Genomic DNA, 25450 nt, shown 5'->3' on the forward strand with positions numbered 1-25450 from the left:
AAATGGGGTGGTTTTTATATTTTCATGGAATTTTAAGGAATGGATTCTTTTTACTCACATACTTTCATATTTTTCTACTAATGATAAGTTTTAATCGGGAAAAAACTAAACTACTGTCATGCGAAATATAAAAAAACTATCAAAAGGAGGATAATATGAAAGCTACTGGTATTGTTAGAAGAATAGATGATTTGGGCCGGGTAGTAATACCCAAGGAAATTAGGCGCACAATGAGGATTAAGGACGGTGAGCCACTGGAAATATATGTAGACAGGGAAGGGGAGGTAATTTTAAAAAAATATTCTCCCATTACTGATTTAGGTCAGTATGCCAAGGAATACGCCGACTCACTCCATGAGGCCATTGGCTATGTCGTTTGTGTTGCCGATCGAGATGAGATAATTGCAGTTTCCGGTGGCTTCAAAAAGGATTTGCTGAAGAAGCCGATTGGGACCGTACTGGAGGATATTATCAGCAGTGCTCAAACTAAAACCTTAGAGGAAGAACATAGTTTAACAGAAGACGAGCGCGTGACTTTTAAAAATAGTATCGTTGCTCCTATCGTGACCAATGATAATGCCATTGGTGCTGTGATCATCACTTCCAACGAGGATGTCCAAATGGGTAACTTGGAAAATAAGCTTGCCGAAACAGCAGCGGCTTTTCTGGCTAAACAAATGAAGATTTAAGATTATCTATGCGAGAAACGTAAGGGAATCTTGCCGAGCCGGGTTGTTATAAGCCCGGTTTCTTGTTATCGGCACCTTTGCCAGCCGGCTATCGAAGTAATACGGCCCTGGTGGGTGCCCCTTCGGCACCCTTTATTCTTAGCGGAGCTGCTACAAGCAAATAATCACCTTCTGCGATTTCCTTCAGTCTTAATCCTTCCAGTATCACTATCCCGGCCTTAAATAGTATTTTATGCGTTTGGTGTTCCGGTTGACTTCTTTCGATGCCCAGAGCGTCTATGCCTACGCCGCTGATCCCCTTGCTGCTTAAATAGGCAGCGCCGCTCCGTTCCAGGTAAACAAAATCAAAATCAAAGTTGTCCGCATAAGAGTTGCGTGTGCGCAGCAGTATAAAATCACCTTTCTTGATATCCCGTGCCGACAAATCACAAGCGCTGATTTTTTCCGTTCGGTCGCTAAAATCGAACACTTTGCAAGGGGTAATCACCTTGCTTAAATCAATTTGGTCGATGGCGGCACCGTATGGCAGCATGTGCAGCGGGGCGTCCACGTGGGTGCCGGTATGGATGTCCATTTGTATCCTGGATTCATAGGCGCTGCTGTTGGAAAAATTACTGATGCACGATAAAACAGGTTGTTTATCGGCTTTATTTTTATACACCGGCATGCCCGGGTAAATAGCCATGGAGATATCATAGATTTTCATTGCGCAGCTCCTTTTATCCATGGTTATAATTGAACCTTCCTATTTCTACTTCGGGTGAGGTAGAATCTCTGTCTGAAGCCCCGATATTCGGCTTTGGCTGAACGAGTTCACTGCTGCCTGCCAATATGCAGCCATTCCCGGCCGTTCCGGGCGACCAGCTTATCCGCTTCCTGCGGTCCCCGGTCACCGGCGGGGTAATTGGGGAAGGCGGGGAGGTGCTGCTGCCAGGTGGCGGCAATGTTATCCACAAACTGCCAGGAATGTTCCACTTCGTCCCACCGGGTAAATAATGTGGAGTCGCCCCGCAGGGCCTCGAACAACAGCCTTTCATAGGCCTCGGGAGAGTTTAGATCGTTTAGGCAGTTTTGGCAAAAGTCCATCTGTACGGGAACGATATTGGTTTGTGTGCCCGGTTTTTTGGCGTTAATTTGGAAAAATATCCCTTCCTGGGGTTGGATTTTAATCACCAGCAGGTTGGGATGCAGCTGTTCGTCTCGCCGGGCATATAAAACTTTAGGCAGCGGTTTGAACTGCACAATAATTTGGGTGGATTTAAACGGCATTCTTTTGCCGGTACGGATATAAAAGGGTACTCCCGCCCAACGGAAGTTTTCTACGTGTACCTTAAGGGCCATAAAAGTTTCCGTGTTGGAGTCGGGTGCCACCAACTTCTCTTGCCTGTAGCCCGGCACGGTTTCACCTTTTGCTATGCCGGGGCCGTATTGCCCCCGAATCACATTTTTATGCACTAGCTCGGGGGTGAATCTTTGCAGGGAGCTAAGTACTTTGACTTTTTCATTTCGGATAGCTTCAGTGTCCAGGCCGGCGGGCGGTTCCATCGCGGTAAGGCTGAGCAGTTGCAGCATATGGTTTTGCACCATATCTCGCAGTGCTCCGGATTGTTCATAATAACCGCCCCGGTTTTCTACTCCCACCTTTTCACAGGAGGTAATCTGTATGTTATCGATAAACTGGTTGTTCCAGACGGGTTCAAAGAACATATTGGCAAATCTGATCACCATGATGTTCTGCAGCATTTCCTTGCCTAAGTAATGATCAATGCGAAAGATATCTTTTTCCTTAAACACCTCGGTGATCTTTTGGTTTAATCGGCGCGCCGAGGATAAATCACGGCCGAAAGGCTTTTCAATCATCACCCGCTGCCAGCTTTTGCCGTGATGCGCCAGGCCGCAGGCCTGCAGTTTTTCCACTATAACACTGAAGTATTCCGGCGCCACCGCCAGGTAAAAAATACGGTTGCCGCGAGTTTGATATTGTTCATCGAGCTGTCGCAAAAAATCGGCCAACCCGATATAACCGCCGGGATCGGTAAAATTAAATTGCCGGTAATATATCCTCCGGTGCAGCTTATCCCAGGATTGCTCCCGTATATCAAAACGGGAGAAGTTCTTGATGGAAGCATATACTTCATATCGGTAATCCTCATGGCTTTTGTCCCGCCTGCCGACGGCCACTACGGCAAACTGGCCGGGCAGTTTCTGAGAGCATTGCAGGTTATACAGAGCGGGCATTAACTTGCGGTGAGTCAAATCACCGGTGCCGCCGAAAATAACCAGTATGCAGGAGGGGTTCGTGCTGATGCTGAAGTTAAAAGTATTGCCTGCGTTTACTATAGCATCACTTGTCCAACTGTTTTTTATCAACTTGATGGCCCCCAAATTGATTTCTCAATGCGGCCGCTAATTTGCCGCTAAAGGTATCCTCCTGTTCCGAACGATAGCGCATAAAAAGGGAACCGGCAATTACGGGTACAGGCACCTTTAAGTCCAGGGCCTCCTGTACGGTCCACAGCCCTTCGCCCGATGAATGAACCACACCATTGATGGATGCCAGGCCGGGGTCCTGCCTAAATGTTTGTTCAGCCAGTTCGATAAGCCAGCTCCGGATAACTGAACCGTGATTCCAAACCCTGGCCACCGCTGCCGGATCAAGGGCAAAGCCGCACTTGTCCAGTATTTCAAAACCTTCCCCGATGGCCTGTATCATACCATACTCAATGCCATTGTGTACCATTTTGACAAAATGTCCGGAACCACTGGCTCCGGTATGTAAATAACCGCTTTCTACGCAGATGTCTTGAAAAAGCGGCTTCAGATAGGCGAATACCGCCGGGTCCGCGCCAATCATAGCGCAGGCTCCGTGCCTGGCCCCCTCTGTGCCGCCGCTGGTGCCCACGTCAACAAGGTTGATGTTTTTTTCTTTTAACATTTGGTATCTGGCCAGGGTGTCCCGGTAATTGGAATTGCCTCCGTCGATGATGATATCGTGCTCACCTAATAAAGGCACTAGTTTGGCTAGATTATCATCCACGGGCCGGCCGGCCGGCACCATCAGCCAGATCACCCGGCGCGGTGGCAGCCCGGCCACCAATCCCTCCACACTGCCAGCCCCGGTGATGCCTTCCGCCAGCGCCCGCTGCACCGTAGCCGCGGTTCTGCTGAAACCCAGCACTTGATGTCCATGATCCCGCATATTAAGGGCCAGGTTAAAACCCATTTTCCCCAGCCCGATTAAGCCTATTTGCATAAGGGAAAACCTCCTGGGACTCAGACTAAAATCAACTAATAATATCCGGATAAGTAAATTAACAAATGACACGGGCCTGCCCATTACACAACTTTTTTCAAAAGCTATGCTAAAATTATTACTGCTTTGAAAGCACTGGTTTGAAAGCGGCAGTATTAATGGCAACTATAAGTACCCGTGCTGGGCATTATTTTATCCTGGCCTATGGGTTTTTATGTGGGAATGGCTGGTTATAGCGCTTTTTCGACAAGGAGGAATGCTTGGTGAAAAGGATTTCTATACTTTATGTTGAATTTTTCTAAAATGATTTGCTTGCGTAATGCTGGCAACTCAACAATATTACTGTAAGTGTGTATAATTGGCAAGGTTCCGGTATGGTATGGTAAGACAATTTTTCGTGCGGTGCTTGGCACTAAGTGATATGATTATGACTAGCGTGTATTTGCGCCAAATGTGATTATGCTGATCTGAATAGGGCTAACCGACATAGTACGGTTGTATATAGAAATAAAACCGGGCGATATTTAGAAAGGGAGTGGACAAAGTGGGCCAGAATATGACCAGGAAAATTATTGCATCCCATCTGGCGGAAGGTGAGATGACGCCGGGCAAAGAAATTGCACTGAGGATAGATCAGACCCTCACCCAGGATGCCACGGGCACAATGGCTTATCTTGAATTCGAGGCTATCGGTATTCCTTCCGTGCGGACGGAGCTTTCCGTCAGCTATGTGGATCACAACACTCTGCAGGTGGGTTTTGAAAACGCGGATGACCATAGGTTTTTGCAAAGTGCCGCCGCTAAATTCGGTGTAAAATTCTCCCGCATGGGCAACGGTATTTGTCACCAGGTACACCTGGAGCGTTTTGGTGTGCCGGGTAAAACACTGCTCGGTTCGGACAGTCATACCCCTACCAGCGGCGGACTTGGCATGCTGGCCATCGGGGCCGGCGGGTTGGATGTGGCCACTGCCATGGCGGGCTACCCTTTTTACGTTAAAATGCCTCAGGTGGTTAATATCCGCCTATATGGCAAACCGGCCCCCTGGGTGGCAGCTAAAGATATTATTTTGGAAGTACTCCGGCGGCTCACTGTTAAAGGTGGAGTAGGTAAGGTAATGGAATATACCGGTCCGGGAGTGGCTTTTTTAAGCGTGCCCGAGCGGGCCACCGTCACCAATATGGGCGCTGAGTTGGGTGCCACATCGTCAATATTCCCCAGTGATGACGTTACCGCCAGGTTCCTGGCCGCCCAGAACAGGGCCGGCGATTTCGTGGAGCTGCTGCCCGACCCGGATGCGCAGTATGATGAAGTTATTGATATTCATCTGGACGAGTTGGAGCCGCTGATTGCCCTGCCGCATATGCCGGACAATGTAGTTAAAATAGCCGATGTGGCCGGACAACAAGTGGATCAGGTATTTATAGGCAGCTGTACCAACTCTTCCTATACCGATTTAATGCGGGTGGCCGCTATTTTGAAGGGGAAGACAGTGCATTCCAAGGTAAGCTTGGTGATAGCGCCCGGATCGCGTCAGGTGCTGGGCAGTTTGGCGGCAAACGGGGCACTGGCCGACCTGGTGGCTGCGGGGGCCAGAATTCTGGAGTGTGCTTGTGGTCCTTGCGTAGGCGTGGGGCAATCCCCTTGTTCCGCAGGTATGTCATTGCGCACTTCCAACCGCAACTTTGAAGGGCGCAGCGGTACCGTGGATGCTAAAATTTGCCTGGTCAGCTGCGAGGCGGCCGCTGCGGCGGCGCTAACCGGTAAAATTACCGACCCCCGCGAGCTGGGTGAACCAATTGAGGTGCCCATGCCCGAAAAATTTCATGTGGATGACCGGATGATTATTGCCCCGCCGGATAACCGGGAGGATTTGGAACCGGTGATGGGACCCAATATAAAGCCGCTGCCCGTTGCCAGCCCGCTGCCCGGGGAAATTAAGGGCGAGGTGCTGCTCAAGGTGGGGGATAATATTACTACTGATCATATTATGCCGGCCGGGGCCAAAATTCTGGCGCTGCGCTCCAATATACCCGCCATATCCATGCATGCCTTTGAGCGGGTGGATGCTGCTTTTGCCGAGCGGGCGCTGGCCGCCGCCGGCGGTATTATTGTCGGCGGTTTAAATTACGGGCAGGGCTCCAGCCGGGAGCATGCTGCGCTGGCACCGCTGTACCTGGGTATTAAAGCGGTTATTGCCAAATCCTTTGCCCGGATTCATATGCAGAATCTGGTGAACTTTGGGCTTCTGCCCCTTACGTTTGCCAGCGAAGAGGATTATGATGATATACAGCCCGGTGATGTGCTGCTAATTGAAGATGCCCGGCGGGACCTGGCCGCCAATAATGTGCAAGTGCGCAACATCACCAGGAAAAAGCTTTACCCTGTAAAGCACAGTCTTTCAGAACGGCAGATAGAAATTTTGCTGGCCGGAGGACTGTTAAAGTACGTTAAGGGCAGGATCTAACCTGATTAACTTGGCGTAAGTATTCCACTTTTATAAGTGGAGTGCAACGCCAACTGAGTCATGCATTTTGCAGTTCTAAAATTCAGGGGGAGTTGAATCTCCCCCTGAATCTTAGAACTTGCTTCAATGGAGAAGCACCAGGCGGTTGCACATTGGCTCGTCAATGATCTGCTGTAAAGCAATCGAGAGGAAGTACGCTTGTAAGCGGAAGTGAATGCTTGGCGTGTATTTAAAGGCCAAAGCATACGATAGGCATTGATGGCCGTTTTTAATATGTTGTTCTTGAATTTTTATTTCATCAAGGAAGCTCTTTAGCTAATTGTCTAAAAGGGGTTTTTATATCTGGAAAATAAAAAAATAACGCCCGTAAGTGGGCGTTGCCAGGAAAAATTTGTGACGCCTATATTGCTCATGAAAATAATAAGCTATTTATGAAACCATATTAATAACTATTTTTCCCTGTAAAGATTCTTTTTTATTTCTTTTTTGCAAATATACCTTATCTTGGTTCCGGACTGGTTGACCTGGGCCGGCGCTTATTTATCAGATTTCGAGACTCCCACTTCAGCTGTTCCCGCAACATGACCGCACACTAAGGATTGGGTCGTTCTACCCGTGCCATTTCCAGCAAGTTCTTATCGTGTTTATACAAAAAATCACCCTCTCCTTTGTTGGGGTAGTATTCCATAGAGGAGAGGCGGATATGCGTTTTTGTCCTCTTCAAGCCCGCATCCTTTTATATAGCCACTCTTGTAAAAAAGCCCCCGTTACTTTTGGCAATGTTATAGATTTAGAGGGGAAGGGGTCATATTTTATTGTCTTGACCGGTATTAAAACGTAATATATTATTTGCATATATAAATCTATTTAATTAAGTAAGTAATAGGAGTTTCGATATCATGTATATAATTACTGATAAATGTCGTTTTTGCGATACCTGTATAACAGTATGCCCGGCTGAAGCCATAGAAAGAACCTATCCCATTTATCGCATAAACCGGTCCCTTTGCATTGAATGTGGTGTATGTAAAGAAAATTGCAGTTTTGATGCCATTATCTTTATATAGTTGTATGTTTAATGCATTCAATATTTGATATTATAGGTACTGTTCCTTTATAAATGTTTGTTGAATTAAGTAGCCTATGAGGGCTGATTGAGCGCGGCAAGTAATCGGACCGGTTATTGTGCCGGGCTTTTTTTAAAAGATAAGCTGCAAGCTTGGCGCAGTTGCCCGTTAGTTGAATTCAAGAAGAAAAATTAGTATAGTACATGTCGAAATGAATCAGTAAATAAAGTAAAATATAATTTGTAATATACTCTGTCATAAGCGGGGTGCAATAAATGTTTGATATTAGTGACGCCACTATAAAACATCTGGCTTCTAACAGCCTGGTTTTTGCAAAGGGGTTAAAATATTACCATGAAAACCGGGTAGTGAAAATGGAAATAAATGAGCATGATTTGTGCATTTCAGCTGTGGTACTGGGCAGTGACCGATATGAAGTTGAGGTATGTTTTGCGCCAAACGGGGAATTGATTCATATGTACTGTGATTGTCCTGCCTTTTACCAGTACGAGGGGGGCTGTAAGCATATCGTAGCCGTGCTGAAGGCCGGTCAGCGCGGATCCAGTGTCACTGTGGGAAGCAAAAAAACTAAAACCGGAACTAATGCTAAAAAAATCGGCCAAAGCGATCCCCGGGCAGAAAGCATTTTAAATTATTTTGAATATAACTTGCATGACCAGACTCGGATACCTGTTTATACGGAAGCCACTGTCGAAATATCGCTTCAAAGAGTGGATGGCCGAATGGAGGCCGTTCCCGCTCTTTCTCTGCGCATGGGTGAAAATAAATCTTATGTCGTGAAGAGCATAAAAAAGCTGTTTGAGGCTTTGGATAACGGGACAAGTGTGGTTTTTGGCAAGAATTTTACCTTTGATCCCGCAAGGCATTTTTTTAAGCCTGAGGACAAACCGTTGATCGATTTTCTGCGGTCAATATATGAAGTGGAGAAAACCATTCATGATAATATGTGGTGGTACGTAAACAGAAAAATAAATCATGGCAGTGTATTTAGCGGTAAAACAATTATTTTAACCCAGGCGACGGCTAAAAAATTGCTTGATCTCTTGCCATCGGAAAAGTTTAATTTAAAATTGCCTGATAGTGAATATAAAAATATACAGGTGCTGGAACAGGATTTACCTCTGCAGTTTTTACTGGATAAAAGCGGTGCACAGCTTGAATTGCAACTCAGAGCGGCAGGCTATCTGCCGCTGATTAAGACGGGGGAATATGTTTTTTTTAATGGTGAAATATACAAGGTTTCCAAGTTGCAGGCAAAATACTTTGCTCCTCTTGCCGATGCCTTTGCTCAATCTGCAAGAGGCATCCGGTTAACAGCTCAACAAGGGGAGCGTTTTGTAACCCAAGTTTTACCGACCCTCAAAAAAATCGGGCAAGTGCAAATTTCGCCCGCTGTACAAGACAGCTTTTTTGAAACCGAATTAAAGACAGAAATCTACCTGGATAGAAAAGATGAGGCTGTTACGGCCAGGGTTGATTTTGAATACGGACCGATTAAGATTAATCCGTTCGCCAATGATAATGACAGGCTAACGGGAGATAGAATACTGATACGGGATTTGGATAGTGAGGGGGCTATATTAAATCTTTTAGAACGGGCCGAGTTTAGAACGGTTAACGGTAGCTTATACCTCAAGGATGAGGAAATGATATATGAATTTGTATATCATGTATTGCCGGAATTGCAGGACCTGGCGGATGTTTACTACAGCGAAAGATTCCGCAATATGCGGGTCAGAGATAAGGCGGCCTTTAGCGGTGGAGTGCGCTTGAACGAAGAAAGCGACATGCTGGATTTTTCCTTTCAGCTGGATGATATTGACATGAATGAGATAGGTAATATATTTCAGTCGCTGCGGGAAAAGAAAAAATATTATCGCTTGCGGGACGGCTCGTTTTTACCACTGGATACCGAAGACAATCAATTATACCAGTTGGCCAATATGCTGGACTCTTTGAATATCTCCGGGCGGGACTTGCAGAAAAAAGTGCTCAGCATTCCCAAATCCAGAGCAATATACATTGATCGCTGTTTAAGGGAATCAAATATGCAAGTGGAAAGAAATCAGGCCTTCAAACAGCTGGTGCAAAGTATCAGCGAACCGCAGGATATGGATTTCGTGTTGCCCGGAGGTATTAACGGGGTGCCGCGGGAGTACCAGCGCACGGGTTTTAAATGGTTGAAAACGCTGGCTATGTACGGGTTGGGCGGTATTCTGGCGGATGACATGGGACTGGGTAAAACGTTTCAGGCCATTGCATTTGTGCTGTCTGAAAGGGAACGGGTACAGGCACCGTCAATGGTGGTGGCTCCTACTTCCGTGGTCTATAATTGGCAGGATGAAGTCGGTAAATTTGCCCCCGGCTTAAAAGTTGTAGTGGTTTCAGGCAGCTTAAAAGAAAGGGAGAACCTGCTGGCGGAGGCTAAAAATGCGGACCTGGTGGTTACCTCATATGCGTTGCTGCGGCGGGATGTGGAATTGTATGCGGATTTTAATTTCGGCTATTGTTTTCTGGATGAAGCGCAGCACATTAAGAATCCCAATTCAATAAACGCCAAGTCGGTCAAAACAATCAAAGCCAGGAGTTGCTTTGCTTTAACCGGCACTCCCATTGAAAACGGTTTGACGGAGCTATGGTCTATTTTTGATTTCGTCATGCCCGGCTATCTGCTTAATCATCAAAAGTTTGTAAAGAAATATGAACGGCCTGTCGTCAAAAATCAAGACGAAAAGGCGCTTAGAATACTGCAGAAACAAATTGCCCCGTTTATCCTGAGAAGGATGAAAACCGAAGTTCTGCAGGAACTGCCGCCCAAGATTGAAAGCAAAGTGCTGGCTGATTTAACCACCGAGCAAAAGAAAATATACGTTTCTTATCTGCACCAGGCCAGACAAGAGGTAAATACAGTGCTGGCAAACGGCGGATTTGAAAAAAGTCAAATTAAGATTTTGGCGTTATTAACCAGACTGCGCCAAATTTGCTGCCACCCGGCTACCTTTTTAGATAATTATGACGGTGACAGCGGCAAGCTAATCTATTTAAAGGAATTTTTAAAGGATGCCGTCAACAGCGGTCACCGGGTTTTGCTTTTTTCACAATTCGTTGCTATGCTGGCTATTATTCGTAAACTGATGGATGGTGAGCAAATAAATTATTTTTACCTGGACGGTTCCAGCAAAGCGGAAGAAAGGGGGCAAATGGTGCGGGCCTTTAACAGGGGTAAGGGAGATGCTTTTTTGATCTCCTTAAAGGCCGGGGGTACGGGACTGAATTTAACCGGTGCCGACATGGTTATTCACTATGACCCCTGGTGGAATCCTGCCGTGGAGGAGCAGGCCACCGACCGGGCTTACCGCATTGGTCAAAAAAACTCGGTGCAGGTGATCAGCCTGATTACCAGGGGCACTATTGAAGAAAAAATATACGCGCTGCAGCAAAAGAAAAAAGCCATGATAGAGTCAGTGATTAAACCCGGGGAAACCATGCTTGCCAAAATGACGGAGCAAGAGGTAAGAGAACTGTTTGACATGTGAGCAGTGGGTGTTGCCGGGCATTGGTTAAAAATAATCGAAAGTATGTTGCTTTAGAAACTAATTTAACGAGTGGTTGTTAGTGCCACAGTATAAATTACTTTTTGAGCAAAGCTTTCGCTGTCTTGACAGGTGCCAGGTGTTGGGGTGGTCTACTTTACCACGCCGAGGAGCGGTAAACCCATCAGCGTTCGATAAACTATACTTTTCGCTGTGGGGTCGGTAAATAAATATGAATGTTACGGAATTTAAGGAGCGGTTTCAGGGAACAGGTGGTAAATTATATGAAAAATAATATGCTCACTATAGCAAAGCCGGCGCAAGCGGAAATCATAATTAAAAAGTCGCGCTTTATTGCTTCAGCCTGCCCGGTTGAAAATGAGCGGGATGCGATAAACTTTGTTAGTCAAATAAGAAAAGAGCATAGCCAGGCCAACCATAACGTTTATGCCTATGTAATCAATGAGCAAAGTTTGCGCTGCAGTGATGACGGAGAGCCCGCCGGCACAGCGGGAAAGCCGGTGCTGGAGGTTATCAGGCATAAGGGCTTGTCCGGCATAGCGCTGGTGGTTACGAGATATTTCGGCGGCATATTGCTTGGAGCCGGTGGCTTGGTCCGGGCCTATAAGGAAACCGCCGTGCAAGGGATAGAAGCTGCCGGCATTGTGGAAAGAACGTTGTACCGGGAAATAAATATTACTATGGATTACACGTGGCTGGGGACGATTAAACGCGAGATGGAAAATAACGGCGGGCGGCAAGTTAACATAAGTTATGCACAGCGGGTGCATTTGCAAGCGTACCTGCTGTCTGATAAAATCAATGTAATGATTAAACGCTTGCAGGATTTAACCGCCGCACAGATCGAAATCGTACCGGGTGAATATTTGTATTTGTAAATAGCTGATATAGGCAGTATTTGCTGCCATTAACAATAGCAGCCCGCGGGATAATGTAACCCTGCCGGGCTGCTATTGTTTCTTTCTGTAATGATTATATCTTCGGTTAATTCTTGGTGTGATGCAAAATGGCCTTGTTTGCAATAAGTTTAATACGGTTTGGTTAGCTTTTGGTTAGCTCATAGTAGTGATATATATGGTTTTTTCTACTTTAGTGCCTTTAAGCAGCTCACAATGCCGCAGTACGGCAAAATTTCTTTCCAGCTCCCAATCCTTTAAATCAAAATGCCTGGCAATTTCCGGGCGGGTAACTTTGCCTTTTTCTTTGACGAATTCATATATTTCTTTCTGCAGTTTGGTTAACCCCTCCGTGCCGGTTTGTCCGAACTGCTTGCGGTGGGTGACTGCGCTGTGTACCGCGGCTACGTCGCATGTTTTGGGCGGCTCGACGGCAATAATGAAACAGTCTTCACACAGGGTTTGACCATGCAGTTGCATTTCATCGCCGGCTGGGATTTCTTCCCCGCATTTGGCGCAAATCATAAAATACACCTCCGAATTTTATATTTCCTTCCACAGCTTAATTATCAATGTGCTGTAAGCCATACCCGGGCCTCCGTGCATGAGCATGCCTACACCGCATACCTCCAGTACTTCCTCCAGGCTGGCTCCCAGCGCCTTTAGCGCCTTTAAGTGCACTGCAATGCAAAAATCGCATTTTAATGCCAGGGCCATACCCAGACCAATAAGTCTTTTTTCCTTGGCGGAGAGGGTACCGTCCTGAAAAACCACATCATGAAAAGAATTAAATTTATCCATGATCCCGGGCATGGCTCCCTGCAGAAAATTTTTTCCTTGCTCGATTTGCTTCAGCATGGCGTCTCCTTTTTCCATATACCTCCGCCCCTTTGCTTTTCTTAATTGTTATTTATTATAATTATTTACAGCTATATTGTCAATATATTAACTAAATGGCGTATTGTCGCGCCATGGGCATTGGACGCAATTATTATATCTTCTGTCTGCAGTTTAAACGAAATGAAAGCCTCCGGGCTCACCCGGAAGCTTTCATTTATATAGTCGGATAATTGTATATACTTGGATATGATATATTGCCATATTGCAGTGCGGATTTGGTCTTCAGTGTATATATAATGCTTTTGGAATCCTATGGCTTTCCGGAATCTCCCGTCTTCTTTGACCTAAATACTTTAATTAACTCTTCACTTTGCTCATGGTTTATACTACCCTTTTCCAGGGCCACTTTAACCGTGTATTGTCCCAAAAGGCTGTACAGCTCTTGCAGCCGGGGGTCAAGTTCCCGGAATGCTTTCATGTGTCCGGCAATAGTGGGAGTGTCGCCCCGGGCGACCGGTCCGGTCAGCGCGCCCGTGGGCCCTGCTTTGGTTATATTAGCCACCGTACCCTGCACCAGTGGATACAAAGCCTCAAAGGCTTCTTTGGGCTTCAGACCGAACTGGGCGTATAAACCGGTGGCGAAATGCATCAGTGATACCAGATAATTGGAGGCTATACAGGCTGCCGCGTGATAAATCGGCTTGTCGGCGGCGGATATGGTAAACCACTTGCCGTTCAGGTCTTCCACTACCTGCCGGGCCAGAGGCAAAGCACTCTCATCGCCTTCCAGGGCAAAGTACGAGCCCGGCAGGTTTTCCATAGCGGCTGCCACTTCCGCAAAGGATTGCAGCGGATGGATGCTCATCGCACATGCACCCGCCTCCCGGACGCCGTGTAATTCACCGGCGGCGTGGGCACCGCTGGTATGCGCCACTACCTGCCCCGGCCGAAAACCGCCCGATCCGGCAATTTCGGCAGCCACAGGGGCTATACTGCGATCGGGGGTGGTGATAAAAACCAGTTCAGCCCGGAATGCGGCTTCTTTGTTATTCAGTACAGGGCAATTAAGCCGGCGGCCCAGCTGTTCCGCTGATTCCGCGGTACGACTGGCCACTGCGGCCACATCGTAACCTTTTTGTTGCAGTAAAATGCCCAGAGCCGAGCCTACTTTACCGGCCCCGATAATAGCAATGGATACCTTGCTCATATTAGCGCTCCTTTTAACAATACTCTGGGAATTTTAACACATAACCAGCGGGGAGGCAAGATTTAACATGGGTTATAAAACATGGGGAAAATTTCAGAAAGATAGTGCATATCCATTGTGAATTAGTATACTTCGTTGGCAGTGTCAACTTAGTAGACATTGCCCCAAACATGCGGCTAAGCTGGGTTCTGCAGAGCTTTTTATTATGCCCGTCTACGAGGTAGACCATAATAACTTATCGTAATTTGGGCGGTTGCCGGCTGTTTATAGGGTTAACGGAGTTTTCGGATCTATGCCTTACTGGTATGACAATTGCGACTAATACAAGATAACAAGAATAATTTTAATTTTTAGATTTGTATAACAGAGGAGGATCAGAAAATGTCTTTAGACCTATCCCGGGAAATGTATTATTCATATGCAGAGAAAAAGAAATTAATATTTTATCCCAGGATACAAAAAAATCTTCGGGAGCTTTATAAACGCAAATTGGTTGCCGCACAAGAAGCCGTACAAGTTATTAAGTCCGGTGATAATATTGTTTTGGCCTTTGGCTGCGGGGAACCGCCGGCTTTGCTTGAGGCTATGGCCAGGCGGCACCATGAACTGGAAGAGGTAAAGGTGCACCAGATGTTGCCGATTAGGGAAGCTAACTATTTGAATCCCGAAATGGCCAAAAGTTTTCGTCATGTTTCCTGGTTTACCAGTGGTCCTAACCGGCAGGCTGTTAACGAAGGGCGAGCCGATTTTATGCCGGGGCACTTTCATGAATATCCGCTGTTTTTTCAGAAATATATTAATGTGGATATTTTTATGGGAACGGTCTCACCCATGGATGACAGGGGTTATTTTAGTTTCGGACTTTCAGTGGACTATACCAGTACTGCGGCGGCTCAGGCCAGGGTAATTATTCTGGAAGTCAATCCGAACATGCCCAGGACCAGAGGAGAAAGTCTAATTCATATCTCGGAAGTGGATTTTATTGTAGAAAACAATGATCCCATACCTGAGATACCCATACCTGCCACAACGGAAAATGACAAAATTATCGGAGGCTATATAGCGGAATTAGTTGAAGATGGCTCCACCTTACAGCTTGGTATAGGCAGTATACCCAATGCCGTGGCTGATATCTTACAGCATAAGAAAAACTTGGGCATACATACGGAAATGGTGACAGACGGCATGGTGGATTTAATTGAAAGCGGAGCGGTAACGGGAAGCAAAAAGACCCTTCACGCAGGGAAAATCATTGGCACTTTTGCCGCCGGCACCAGAAGGTTGTACGACTTTATAAGCGATAATCCCCTGGTGGAGTTGTACCCGGTATCCTATGTTAATGATCCCTATATTATTGGTCAAAATTATAAGATGGTTTCGATAAATGCCACTCTTCAGATAGACTTGCTGGGCCAGTGCGCTTCGGAGAGCATCGGTCCCAGGCAGTACAGCGCTACCGGCGGTCAGACGGATTTTGCCAGGGGATGCCTGCGTTCTCCCGGTGGTAAGGGATTTGTCGCATTGCATAGTACTGCTAAAAACGGTAAAGTTTCTAAAATAGTGCCCGTGCTGCAGAAAGGTGCTGTGGTAAGCTGTTCTAAAAACGATGTGGATCATGTGGTCACTGAATTCGGAGTGGCCAAACTGCGTGGTAAAACAGCCAGGGAAAGGGCACTGGCACTGATAGCGATAGCACATCCCGACTTTCGCACTGAGTTGCAGGCAGCGGCACATAAAATGGAATTAATCTGATTATAAACTAAAGTTTATTACCGGATGCGCTAAACAATTCACATTGAGCGGTACAGGTTTTAACTCTGTTTAGTGGCGGGTTTTAGGTGATTATATATCGAATTTATAATAAAACTTAGCACTAGAAGGTCTGGTGTGAATATGGCAATTGCAAGGCTTAAATTAGAAGACATTGTTATTAATTTGGAGGACATAATTGATTCGTCAAGTAATGCGGTGTTGGCCATAAATTGTGCCGGAGTGGTTGTTTACTGCAACCAGCAGGTGGAAAAATTTCTTGCTCTACCGATTTGGCTGATTGTTGGCCGTCATGTGGAAAAGTTTTTTCCCGATACCGGGCTCCTGGAGGTGATGACGGAAGGAAAGCCGCAATTGGGCTGTAGGTTTATACTGAACAATGAAACTTACCTTTCAAATCGCAACCCGATTATCATTGATGGTAAAATCGCAGGGGCCGTGGCTGTATTTCAGGATGTAACCGTAATTCAAAATATTATTGATACGCTGACCACTAAAAATGAAAAAGTTCGTGAACTCAAGGAGACCCTGGCTAATGTTCTGGAATTATCCAGTGATGGCATAGTTGCCATTGACAAAGATTATAAAATTACCATGGTGAACCAGGCTTATGCCAGTTTTTTCAATAAAAAGGCCCAGGAAATTATAGGCCAGAATGTAAAAAAGATTTATAATCGTAATCCCATATTTGCCCAATCAATGGAGACCGGTGAAACCGAGCACGGATATGTTACTACCTTAAATGGCAAGGAGATAATAGCCAACAGAATGCCTATAAAAAAGGACGGGCAAATTGTCGGTGCGCTGGGTACGGTAGCTTTTAAAACAATATCTGATTTGTATGCCCTGTCCCAAAAAATTCAAAAATTGCGCAGTCAGCGTGACTATTACAGGGATGAACTGGGGCGTACACAGCGTACTCGTTTTACCTCCGATCAAATTATTGGGCAAAGCCCTGCGTTCAGTGCCCTAAAAGAGACTGTCAAACGAGTAGCTAAGAGCCATTCCACAGTGCTGATCAGGGGGGAAAGCGGCACGGGCAAGGAACTGTTTGCCCACGCTATTCACACCGAAAGCGGTCGCTACCGTGGGCCTTTTGTTCGGGTGAACTGTGCCGCAATTCCCGAAAACCTTCTTGAATCAGAATTATTTGGTTATAGGGAAGGGGCTTTCACAGGAGCCAAAAGAGGGGGACATATCGGTAAATTTGAGCTGGCCGACAAAGGGGTAATATTTCTGGACGAAATCGGCGATATGCCGCTAATGATGCAGGCCAAACTACTTCGCGTGCTTCAGGAAAAAGAGATTGAACGTCTCGGAGACACCAAGCCGCGCAAGGTGGATGTGCGTGTAATTGCAGCCACCAATCGCAATCTCGAGGAAATGATTGTTAATGGGGAATTTCGCGAGGATCTTTACTACCGGGTTAATGTAGTTACCCTAAATATTCCGCCTCTGTGCAAAAGGGTTGAAGACATTGAATTGTTGCTGGATTATTTTATAAAACGATTTAATAATATATTTGGTCTTAAGGTTACGGGGGTGGAGAACGAGGTTATTCAGATATTAAAAAATCATCGTTGGCCGGGTAATGTTCGGGAACTGGAAAATGTTGTGGAAAGGGCATTTAACGTTATAGACGGTAGTTTAATCCATAAGGAACACCTGCCATTGTATTTATATAACCATCAAAAGTATAAGTGGATAAGTCGCGAAGGCGGGCTGGCCAAGATGGTCGAGGATATTGAAAGGGAAGCCATTATTGATGCTTTGCAGACCTGCGGAAATAATAAGAATCGGGCAGCCGCTATGTTGGGTATATCAAGGGCGGGGCTCTACAAGAAGATAAACCGTTACAAAATATAGGCGATCTACCATCCCTGGATGTATATTCCGGGCAGTGGTTTATTGTAAAGCTGAATTAAAATTATAAATTGTGTATTAAGTCCGTATCTCCGGGCTTTTTTTTTGTGCAGCTATCATAGCTTGAGGAAAGCCGGTGGCAAACTTGGAAATAATGCCAAGGCTTGATAAATTCCAATACTTTGCATTAGTCCCGATGTTCGGCTTTAGCTGAATGAATTCACCTTTGGGTATAGATATTATTGTTAGCGAAAAAATATAAATAACAACTATAGTAAAAGGAAATCAACAATGCTTGATAATAATAAAAGTAATGCTTGGCCGCATAAGATACTTCTTGCCGGCGCCTTGGGATATATAGGCTATAAGGGAGCCGTTTGGCTTGCCAGAAAGGCTGTCGACAGGGCTAACGATAGTTTAGTGCATAGAATAATGATAGATCCATTTTCTGAAAATCTTTGGGAATTTGTTTCGGCAGCCCGTAAAACCGGACTGCAAAACATTGTCGAGACCAATTTAAGGGGCCAGTCGGGCCAAATAATCAGACGTCCTTTGGGAAGTCCTAAAAAGATACCCGATTTTGACGGTATTATGTTTAACTTTGCCCAGTTACATCGATTGCCCACTGATGAAGGAATGCCCATAGATACCAGGGTGACTATCGGACCCTGTGCCCGGAGACCTATGCAAATAGATATGCCCATCATGATTGCCGGGATGGCTTATGCTCTGTCACTGTCCGCCAAGACCAAAATAGCATTGGCTAAAGGGAGCAAAGCGGCCGGTACTGCCACTAATACCGGCGAAGGACCCTTTTTGCCGGGGGAAAGGAAAGCCGCGGGCAAGCTTATCATTCAATATAACAGAGGTAAGTGGAATAAATCCGCCGAGATTCTAAAACAGGCGGATATGATTGAAATCTATATTGGACAGGGAGCAACCGGAGGGGTTGGATATTACATTGACGATAAAGAAATCGACTGGAAAATAAGAAATATGATGGGCCTGGGATGGGGGGAAAAGGGGGTGGTTCATTCTGCTCTCCCCGGAATAAAAGAAAATAAAGATAAATTGAGGGACCTGGTAACGTACCTTAAAGAAATTACCCGGGGGGTGCCGGTTGGAGTAAAAATGGCGGCAAGTAAGTACTTGGAAGAGGATCTTCGTATAGCCTGTGCATCCGGTGTGGATTTCTTGACACTTGACGGCAGCAATGCGGGTTCTAAAGGGACAGCGCCAATACTGCAGGATGACTTTGGGCTGCCAACTTTATTCGCTGTGGTTAGAGCTGCTAATTTTCTTAAAAAGCACGAATTAAACAATAAAGTAAGTCTGATAGTCTCCGGCGGCTTGGTAACCCCGGGCGATTATCTTAAAGCTATTGCTCTAGGGGCGAATGCCGTATATATCGGCACTATTGCTTTATTTGCCATGAGTCACACCCAGGTTTTAAAGCCGTTCCCCTGGGAACCGCCTCCGGAATTAATCTGGTACAGGGGAAAATATCAAAGTAAGTTAAATGTAGAAAAGGGTGCCAAAACCCTGGCTAATTATCTTATCTCCTGTAACAAAGAAATAAAAGATGCAGTGAAAGCCTTGGGTAAAAGTAATATTAGTGAGGTTGATAAAAGTGATTTATTCGCTCTGGATCATTTGACAGCGGAGGTTGCGGATATACCTTTAGGTTATAAGGAAATACGTTGGACAAATTAATCAAATTCCAAGACTCTCACTTCTATAAGTGGGAGTTTCTATTTTTACTTCAGGTGGGCAGAACCCCCATCTGAAGCCCCGATGTTCAGCCTTGGCTGAACGAGTTCACTAGCGTTCTTAGAGAGGCTTTTCAATTTATAAGTATCCCTGAATTGTCCATTTATACGCGAAACGGCTTTTGTAAATTGGTGGATTGATGCTTTAAAGGGGGAGCTGCCGTTTTGACGTGTTTATCGTAGATCATACGGGCCGCTAAGCTTTATGCGGCTTAATTTTGACCACTCAAGGACGATTTGTGGCGAATTATGGATTCCAAGAATACATATACTAAAGATTACAATTAAACTTAAAGGATGTGGCATATATGTATAATAAACCTCAGATTAATGTATTTTCTCCTAATACGAAGCAAGATAAGATTCAGAAGGTTGCCGAGGTTTGTAACGAAGAGAATTTGGATTGGCGTCATTTACTGGACATAGGCGCTTCAAAATTGCTAAGTTCATTATTGGATGAAAATGATCTGGAGGATCATATTAGATATTCCGCATGCCGCAATTATGCGGATGAGGCCGTTCAATACTTAAACGATAAAATAGGGAATGACAGACTTCGTTTTCGAGGCATTGTCTATCTGTTAAAGTCAATGTGCGGTACCATGTCTCAAGTAGGATATAATATTCCTTGTCATATAGAACCCGAGCTGCAGATTAATTTTTTTACTCCGGTAACGTCCTCTATAAGTCTGGAAGTTATTTCGCAATGCTGCCTGGAGAACGAGATAACAGCGCTTGAGCTGCTGGACGTCGGACTTTCTCTTTACGGTGTGGAAGAGGTTGTTGCAGATTATTCTCCCCCTCGAGAAATTGCCATGCTTGATGCCGACAGAATCGGAAGCGGAGCTCAGGCCGGGAAAATGTTAAATGGTTATTTAAGATTTATGGGGGCCTCCGTATTGGACAGAGTGATAGTTGCTTTAATGATGACTAAAGCCGGAGCGGTAAACTTGCTGGGTGTATGCGGGAAAAAGTGCGGTTGAGATCTTTCTTTTCTTGCACATACCATTGATACACAGAAGAGGATATAATGTTAATGTAAGTTGAAAAGCCCCTGTCAATAAAGAAGGATAGAATTTAATGCATACAAAATTATTAGCAGACTGTATATTATGCCCGAGGAATTGTCATGTAGACCGTGCGCATGGACAGAAGGGATACTGCGGAGCAACAGCAGAATTGGTGGTTGCAAGAGCTGCGCTGCATATGTGGGAGGAGCCTTGCATTTCCGGTAAAAATGGATCGGGGACCGTGTTTTTCTCCGGATGTTCCATGGGTTGTGTATATTGTCAAAATTATAACGTTGCCAAAGGACTGGCGGGTAAGAAAATAGCGGTAGATCGGCTGGCGGATATTTTTATCGAGCTTCAGAGGCAACAGGCAAACAATATTAATTTAGTCACCCCAAGCCATTACGTGCCGCAGATTGTTGAAGCCATAACCCTGGCAAGGGGAAAAGGGCTTTATTTACCGATTGTTTATAATTGCGGCGGATACGAAAAGGCGGAGACATTGAAACTGCTGGAGGGCTATATAGATATTTATCTTCCGGATTTTAAATATATGTCGAAAGAGATCTCCCAAAAATATTCCAATGCCGGAGATTATTTTGATTATGCCTCCGAAGCAATCAAGGAAATGGTGCGTCAAATAGGTGAGCCTGCTTTTAATGAGGATGGGGTAATGATAAGAGGTGTGCTTGTCAGACATTTAACGCTGCCGGGGTATCTAAAAGATTCAAAGAAAGTTGTAAAATATTTGTATGAAACCTTTGGAAACACAATTTTTATCAGTATTATGAATCAGTACACACCGTTATCAAATGTAGAGCGGTATCTGGAAATTAATCGGAAAGTAACTGATAAAGAATATAATGAATTGGTAAACTATGCTATCTGCATAGGTGTAGAGAATGGTTTTATTCAAGATGGAGAAACGGCATTAGAAAGCTTTATCCCTGAATTTGACGAAGAGGGAGTATAGTGGTAAGCGAATGGGTAGATGCGTGAATTATCTCTTTTCGGCTGATCTTCTTATTTTATACAACATATCCTGTAGGAATTTTACAATTTGTTCACCAATGTAATTTGCAATAATCATAACAATCTTGATAATAAATACCATCATTAAAAAAATTAATAGGAATCTTAAAATATAAAGCAAAGTATCCATTATAATTTTCTCCTTAGGGGATAAATAAAATCACTCGTTTTCTAAGAAATGCGGGAAAAGCCCCAACCGTTCCACTTCCATAAAGTTACTTGTCTTTGGGCGGGGTCGGTATAACTGCCCTCGGTAACTACCAGCTCATTTTCACCGTCGTCGTCAAGGTCAATGAGAGCGGCACGGTAATTGGGACAATCCAGGTTGGACGACTGCCACACCGGTTTAACGCTGCCTGCTTCCAGCTTGAAGATAAAGAGGTGGTTTTTAATGCCTGTATCTTCCTCTTCCAGCCAAAAGGGTTTTTGAGTACCGAAACTTCCTTCTTTCCAAACCAAAAGGTTAAATTCCGGCTTGCCATCGTTATTGACGTCACCCGGGAAGAAATAATCCACCCACCAGTCTGCCGGTGACTGCCAGATAATATGGGAACCGGCTTGTACTGTTATGCTCCCGTTCTTTAAAATAAATTCTTCCTGGATGCCGTCGCCGTCCACGTCGAACTTTTGGTTTTGCATCAATCTATATTCCGGCAGAGACTTGGGGGCCGGGAATACAGATTGTTCCCTTGTCGCGAAAATTTTTTTTTCGTTATCCCATGCCGGTATAGTTGCCATATCCAGTTCCAGTCCCAGTTTTTTCAGCATTCTCCGTGCCTCCGGCCCGCTTAGAGGCACGGGACGTGCATCGTCGTTGATGTATACCGGCAGAAATTCCAGCTTTTCTATATTGTTTTCGCTGATATAGATTCTGGCGACAACACCCTCCCGGGTGTTTTCGGACCACAGCTGGTCAAAGATGAAGTTGCCCAGGCTATAAAGGATGTATTTTCCCCGGTATTGCTCGACTTTTTGTACCACATGCGGGTGGCTGCCCAACACCAGGTCGGCCCCGGCATCTATGGCCAGGTGGGCAAAATATACCTGGGTATCATCCGGTTCGGAAGCATACTCAATGCCGGCATGCAGGGAAACTACCGTGAAATCGGCGTTATCAGCCGCCTTTCTGACGGCGGCAGCTACTTTTCCCGGTTCCATTACAGCGGTGCCGGGGCCATCCCCGGCCAGGTAGGAATCCGGTACAACCGCCGCATCGTTAAAGGCTAAGAAAGCAAGTCTTACGTCCTTTACGTCCATATACCGGGGAGCAAAAGCTGCTTCCTCATTTCTGCCGGCGCCGGCATAATTGATGGCGGTACTGTCCAGATAATGCATGGTGTCCAGTATCCCCTGTTTGCCAAAATCGGGCACATGGTTGTTGGCCAGCGACAGGATATCAAAACCGGCGTCTTTAAGGGCTGGAGCCATACAGGGGTCAGCCCTTAAAACCATTTCGGGAATCTGAATTTCCCGCCCCGGGGTTACCGGACCCTCCAAGTTGCCGAAGACAATGTCCCCGCCTTGCAAGTACCATTTAACTCCCGCAAAGGGAAAGCTTGGGTCGTCGTATTCTTTTATCTTTTGAGCTACGTACCGGGAGAGCATGATATCCCCCACAGCTACGAGACACACGGAATCCTGTTTTTCCGGAAGCGTCATGTGATATTTCTTAAAAGCCGCGAGGTCGTGGTAATCCCTGTTGCTGGCGCATCGCTGCGGGGCACAGGCACTAAAACCGCACAGCAGTCCCAGCGCCAGTGAGAGGACCGTTATTAACCTGTACAACCTCATGGGGCGATAAAGGTATTGGTCCACCCGGCCGGGGGTGGCGCCTGCCCGGAGTCCAACAGCTCATGCCATTTTTTGTCGGTTAAACGGTCGTTGAGCGGCCAGGAGAATTCATAGTGGGAGTAAACACCGCCCCGGGCAATTCTCAGACTGCCATCAACGGGTACTACGGCATAGATTTCAAAGATGTGGCCCGTAGCTTCCTGCAGTACCCGGCCTTCCGGATCGGTAGCCACATCGGCTGCCAGTGCCGCAGGGTTTTCGCTTATAGCGGAGCGGTGGTCCACTCCGATATCCTTTAGGGCTTCCAGCCAGAAATGTTCCAGCTGTCCACCGTAAGAACGGATCAAATCATATTCCTCATCAGTAAGCGGGATATTGGCAAGTTCCTTCTCTGAAATGGTCTTTAATGACAGGGCCAGCTGTTCCAGCCGGTCCAGGCTGTCTCGATCTGTCTGTTCCAGAAGACCCCGCGCTGATAATCCCTCCCGCGTCATGTCTGTCAGTGCGGCCAGGCGGGCATAAAGGAGGGGATTGGGCTCCACGTAGCCACGGTCGTCCACACCGGCCATACCGCCGCCCATTTCAGCGTAAACCTGTTTAGCATACAGAATGGTGTCGTGTTTGAGCTCGGTCCAGCTGGATAAAAGGGTATTCAAGTCCTTTCTGGTCCAGGCCTGACTTTGCATAAATGAGGGATAGCCTTTGCCTCTTTCCTGCAGCAGGGGTTCAAGGGTATAAAGCCAGCCCCAGTATAGGTTCTGAGTCCAATTTTCTTTATCCAGACCGGCGATGTATTGTTGCAGTTTATTCATGTTAGCCGGGTAGCCCGCGTACTTTGTTTCCCCTTCGGACTCCAGTATGGCGTAAGCTTCCTCGGAGCCCATAGCTGCAGGGAGGTCCAGGCCCCTGGGCAGCATCCTGCGCTCGCCTTCATTATTTTCTTTTACTTCGCGGTAAACCAGGCGCTGGAAAACGGCGGCATCAAGAGTAAACCGCTGTCCCATAAAGCGGAAGCCTTTAATTTCCTTTTCGCGATCGGGCTGTGTTTCCTCATCAAAGATGGGAATGGAGTTAATAACCGGGGGTTCCAGTTCCGCCGCCGCCTTCATAAAGGCCATCCATTTATCGTCAGCGGAGGTCAGGTCCTTAAGCCCGATACCGGCGGCATAGATTTTATCCAGCAGTTCCCGGTACTGTATATAGGAAAGGTCGTCGGCTTTGCCTACAAAGAAGTTGGTGGGCCGGTATATTTTATCCCATTTTTGTCCGTTGTCGTTTTCACCAAGAGCCAGGGTCACCAAAACCGCGGATTTGGTTTCATCCTCGCTCTTGAGTCGAAAAGTCATTCTTCCGTACCACATCATAGCCTTGAAATATGACTGCAATTGCTTGTCAGTAGTATAGTGGCCCCGGGGAATGTACTGGGAGTAATCTTCTTGCAGGGTCTCCGGGCTTTTCAAGTTCTGTCCCATATTCATCAAAGGGGAGTCATGGATGCCGTCACTTGCTTTGATAAGCAGCAGTTCTTCTTTTACCTCTTGCTCTATCTGTTCAGGTACAGGCATTTGAGAATCTAAAAGCTTTCCGGCCACGGCGAAAAAGCCAAGGTTTCTTCTGGCGGCGTTTTCCCAATCGCTGCCTTTAAGGGCGTTATATTGTTTTTCGGATGCGGAGAGCATAGCTTTGGTAAGTTCTTTTAATTCCGGGGTCAGTCTATCCTTTTCTACAATTCGCAGCAGGTGGCTGAAGAACAGGTGGTAATTATGCAGCATGGAGTCAGTCGTGATGAAGCTGGGCACCGGTTCATAACGGTTGATTTCATAGAGCATAAAAAACTCCCGGTGGTATTGATTGGGCACCACTACAAATCCGTTTTTCACCAGCAACTGCTCCGCCCCCGAAGAGAGTTGAAACATTTCCTTATTAGTTACATTGGCTAGTTCCGGGTCTACCTTATAGGGTTCCAGTGCCGGGGTAAAGTTCACCGGTACATCTTTATAAATAGCGAAATCCGAGGCCGGGGTTACCGACGTTGCATTCTTTGCTTCGGCATAATTCTGTCCCTTTTGTCCCGAGTCATTGCTGCACCCCGATGCAATGGTAACAAGCAGCAACATGCTGATTACCCATATACAGATTACTCCTTTTCTTTGCATTTGATGCGCCTCCCTTTATTAATAGGATGATTATGCTGATTATAAGGTTAATTAAATAATTGCAT

General features: G+C 46.0%; 17 protein-coding genes. 9 read left to right on the forward strand and 8 right to left on the reverse strand.

The window, feature by feature from the left end; translation table 11 throughout:
• Positions 1 to 155 precede the first annotated feature (155 nt).
• The gene (spoVT, locus tag ABDB91_RS06105; RefSeq protein ID WP_347490715.1) at positions 156 to 689 is read left to right on the forward strand and encodes a stage V sporulation protein T; all 534 of its coding nucleotides are present in this window, start codon (positions 156 to 158) and stop codon (positions 687 to 689) included.
• An 88-nt stretch (positions 690 to 777) separates the two neighbouring features.
• Here the strand turns inward: spoVT and ABDB91_RS06110 are convergent, their stop codons facing one another.
• The 3 genes from ABDB91_RS06110 to gnd form a co-directional block, all read right to left on the reverse strand.
• A complete protein-coding gene (locus ABDB91_RS06110) occupies positions 778 to 1395 on the reverse strand; it encodes a cyclase family protein (RefSeq protein ID WP_347490716.1) in 618 nt (205 codons plus the stop codon).
• 107 nt (positions 1396 to 1502) lie between these two features.
• Positions 1503 to 3059 carry a glucose-6-phosphate dehydrogenase gene (gene zwf, locus ABDB91_RS06115; RefSeq protein ID WP_347490717.1) on the reverse strand — a complete coding sequence of 519 codons (1557 nt, stop codon included), beginning with the start codon at positions 3057 to 3059 and terminating at the stop codon, positions 1503 to 1505.
• Positions 3034 to 3942: a phosphogluconate dehydrogenase (NAD(+)-dependent, decarboxylating) gene (gene gnd / locus ABDB91_RS06120; protein ID WP_347490718.1), complete on the reverse strand. Its 909-nt coding sequence runs from the start codon at positions 3940 to 3942 to the stop codon at positions 3034 to 3036. The genes zwf and gnd overlap by 26 nt, the downstream gene beginning before the upstream one ends.
• Positions 3943 to 4486: 544 nt before the next feature.
• Between gnd and ABDB91_RS06125 the strand changes: the two genes are divergently transcribed.
• The 3 genes from ABDB91_RS06125 (at position 4487) to ABDB91_RS06135 (ending at position 11929) form a co-directional block, all read left to right on the forward strand.
• Positions 4487 to 6409 carry an aconitate hydratase gene (locus ABDB91_RS06125; protein ID WP_347490719.1) on the forward strand — a complete coding sequence of 641 codons (1923 nt, stop codon included), beginning with the start codon at positions 4487 to 4489 and terminating at the stop codon, positions 6407 to 6409.
• A gap of 1342 nt (positions 6410 to 7751) precedes the next feature.
• Positions 7752 to 11033, forward strand: a complete 3282-nt coding sequence (locus ABDB91_RS06130; protein WP_347490720.1) for a DEAD/DEAH box helicase — start codon at positions 7752 to 7754, stop codon at positions 11031 to 11033.
• Between the two features lie 281 nt (positions 11034 to 11314).
• On the forward strand, positions 11315 to 11929 hold the full coding sequence (locus ABDB91_RS06135) for a YigZ family protein (RefSeq protein ID WP_347490721.1): 615 nt from the start codon (positions 11315 to 11317) through the stop codon (positions 11927 to 11929).
• Positions 11930 to 12103: 174 nt separating this feature from the next.
• On the opposite strand, the gene ABDB91_RS06140 is transcribed toward ABDB91_RS06135, so the two are convergent.
• From ABDB91_RS06140 to ABDB91_RS06150, 3 genes are all read right to left on the reverse strand, one after another.
• Positions 12104 to 12472, reverse strand: a complete 369-nt coding sequence (locus ABDB91_RS06140) for a hypothetical protein (protein WP_347490722.1) — start codon at positions 12470 to 12472, stop codon at positions 12104 to 12106.
• A gap of 18 nt (positions 12473 to 12490) precedes the next feature.
• A complete protein-coding gene (locus tag ABDB91_RS06145; RefSeq protein WP_347490723.1) occupies positions 12491 to 12823 on the reverse strand; it encodes a carboxymuconolactone decarboxylase family protein in 333 nt (110 codons plus the stop codon).
• A 274-nt stretch (positions 12824 to 13097) separates the two neighbouring features.
• The gene (locus tag ABDB91_RS06150; protein ID WP_347490724.1) at positions 13098 to 13994 is read right to left on the reverse strand and encodes a DUF2520 domain-containing protein; all 897 of its coding nucleotides are present in this window, start codon (positions 13992 to 13994) and stop codon (positions 13098 to 13100) included.
• A 381-nt stretch (positions 13995 to 14375) separates the two neighbouring features.
• On the opposite strand from ABDB91_RS06150, the gene ABDB91_RS06155 reads away from it, so the two are divergent.
• The 5 genes from ABDB91_RS06155 (at position 14376) to ABDB91_RS06175 (ending at position 21379) form a co-directional block, all read left to right on the forward strand.
• A complete protein-coding gene (locus ABDB91_RS06155; protein ID WP_347490725.1) occupies positions 14376 to 15746 on the forward strand; it encodes an acetyl-CoA hydrolase/transferase C-terminal domain-containing protein in 1371 nt (456 codons plus the stop codon).
• A gap of 141 nt (positions 15747 to 15887) precedes the next feature.
• The gene (locus ABDB91_RS06160; protein WP_347491541.1) at positions 15888 to 17630 is read left to right on the forward strand and encodes a sigma 54-interacting transcriptional regulator; all 1743 of its coding nucleotides are present in this window, start codon (positions 15888 to 15890) and stop codon (positions 17628 to 17630) included.
• A gap of 288 nt (positions 17631 to 17918) precedes the next feature.
• Complete coding sequence (locus tag ABDB91_RS06165; RefSeq protein WP_347490726.1) at positions 17919 to 19340, forward strand: FMN-binding glutamate synthase family protein; 1422 nt, start codon at positions 17919 to 17921, stop codon at positions 19338 to 19340.
• Positions 19341 to 19704: 364 nt separating this feature from the next.
• Positions 19705 to 20379: a hypothetical protein gene (locus tag ABDB91_RS06170; protein ID WP_347490727.1), complete on the forward strand. Its 675-nt coding sequence runs from the start codon at positions 19705 to 19707 to the stop codon at positions 20377 to 20379.
• Between the two features lie 97 nt (positions 20380 to 20476).
• Entirely contained in the window at positions 20477 to 21379 is a 903-nt protein-coding gene (locus ABDB91_RS06175) for a radical SAM protein (protein ID WP_347490728.1), read from the forward strand.
• A 230-nt stretch (positions 21380 to 21609) separates the two neighbouring features.
• Here ABDB91_RS06175 and ABDB91_RS06180 read toward each other — a convergent pair whose 3' ends face one another.
• Together ABDB91_RS06180 and ABDB91_RS06185 are read right to left on the reverse strand one after the other, a co-directional pair.
• Complete coding sequence (locus ABDB91_RS06180; RefSeq protein ID WP_347490729.1) at positions 21610 to 23223, reverse strand: CapA family protein; 1614 nt, start codon at positions 23221 to 23223, stop codon at positions 21610 to 21612.
• A gap of 2 nt (positions 23224 to 23225) precedes the next feature.
• Positions 23226 to 25385 (reverse strand): DUF3160 domain-containing protein, encoded by a 2160-nt coding sequence (locus tag ABDB91_RS06185; protein ID WP_347490730.1) that lies wholly within the window; start codon positions 25383 to 25385, stop codon positions 23226 to 23228.
• Positions 25386 to 25450: the final 65 nt, after the last annotated feature.

It is taken from the genome of Desulfoscipio sp. XC116 (assembly GCF_039851975.1).
Taxonomy (GTDB): Bacteria; Bacillota; Desulfotomaculia; order Desulfotomaculales; family Desulfallaceae; genus Sporotomaculum.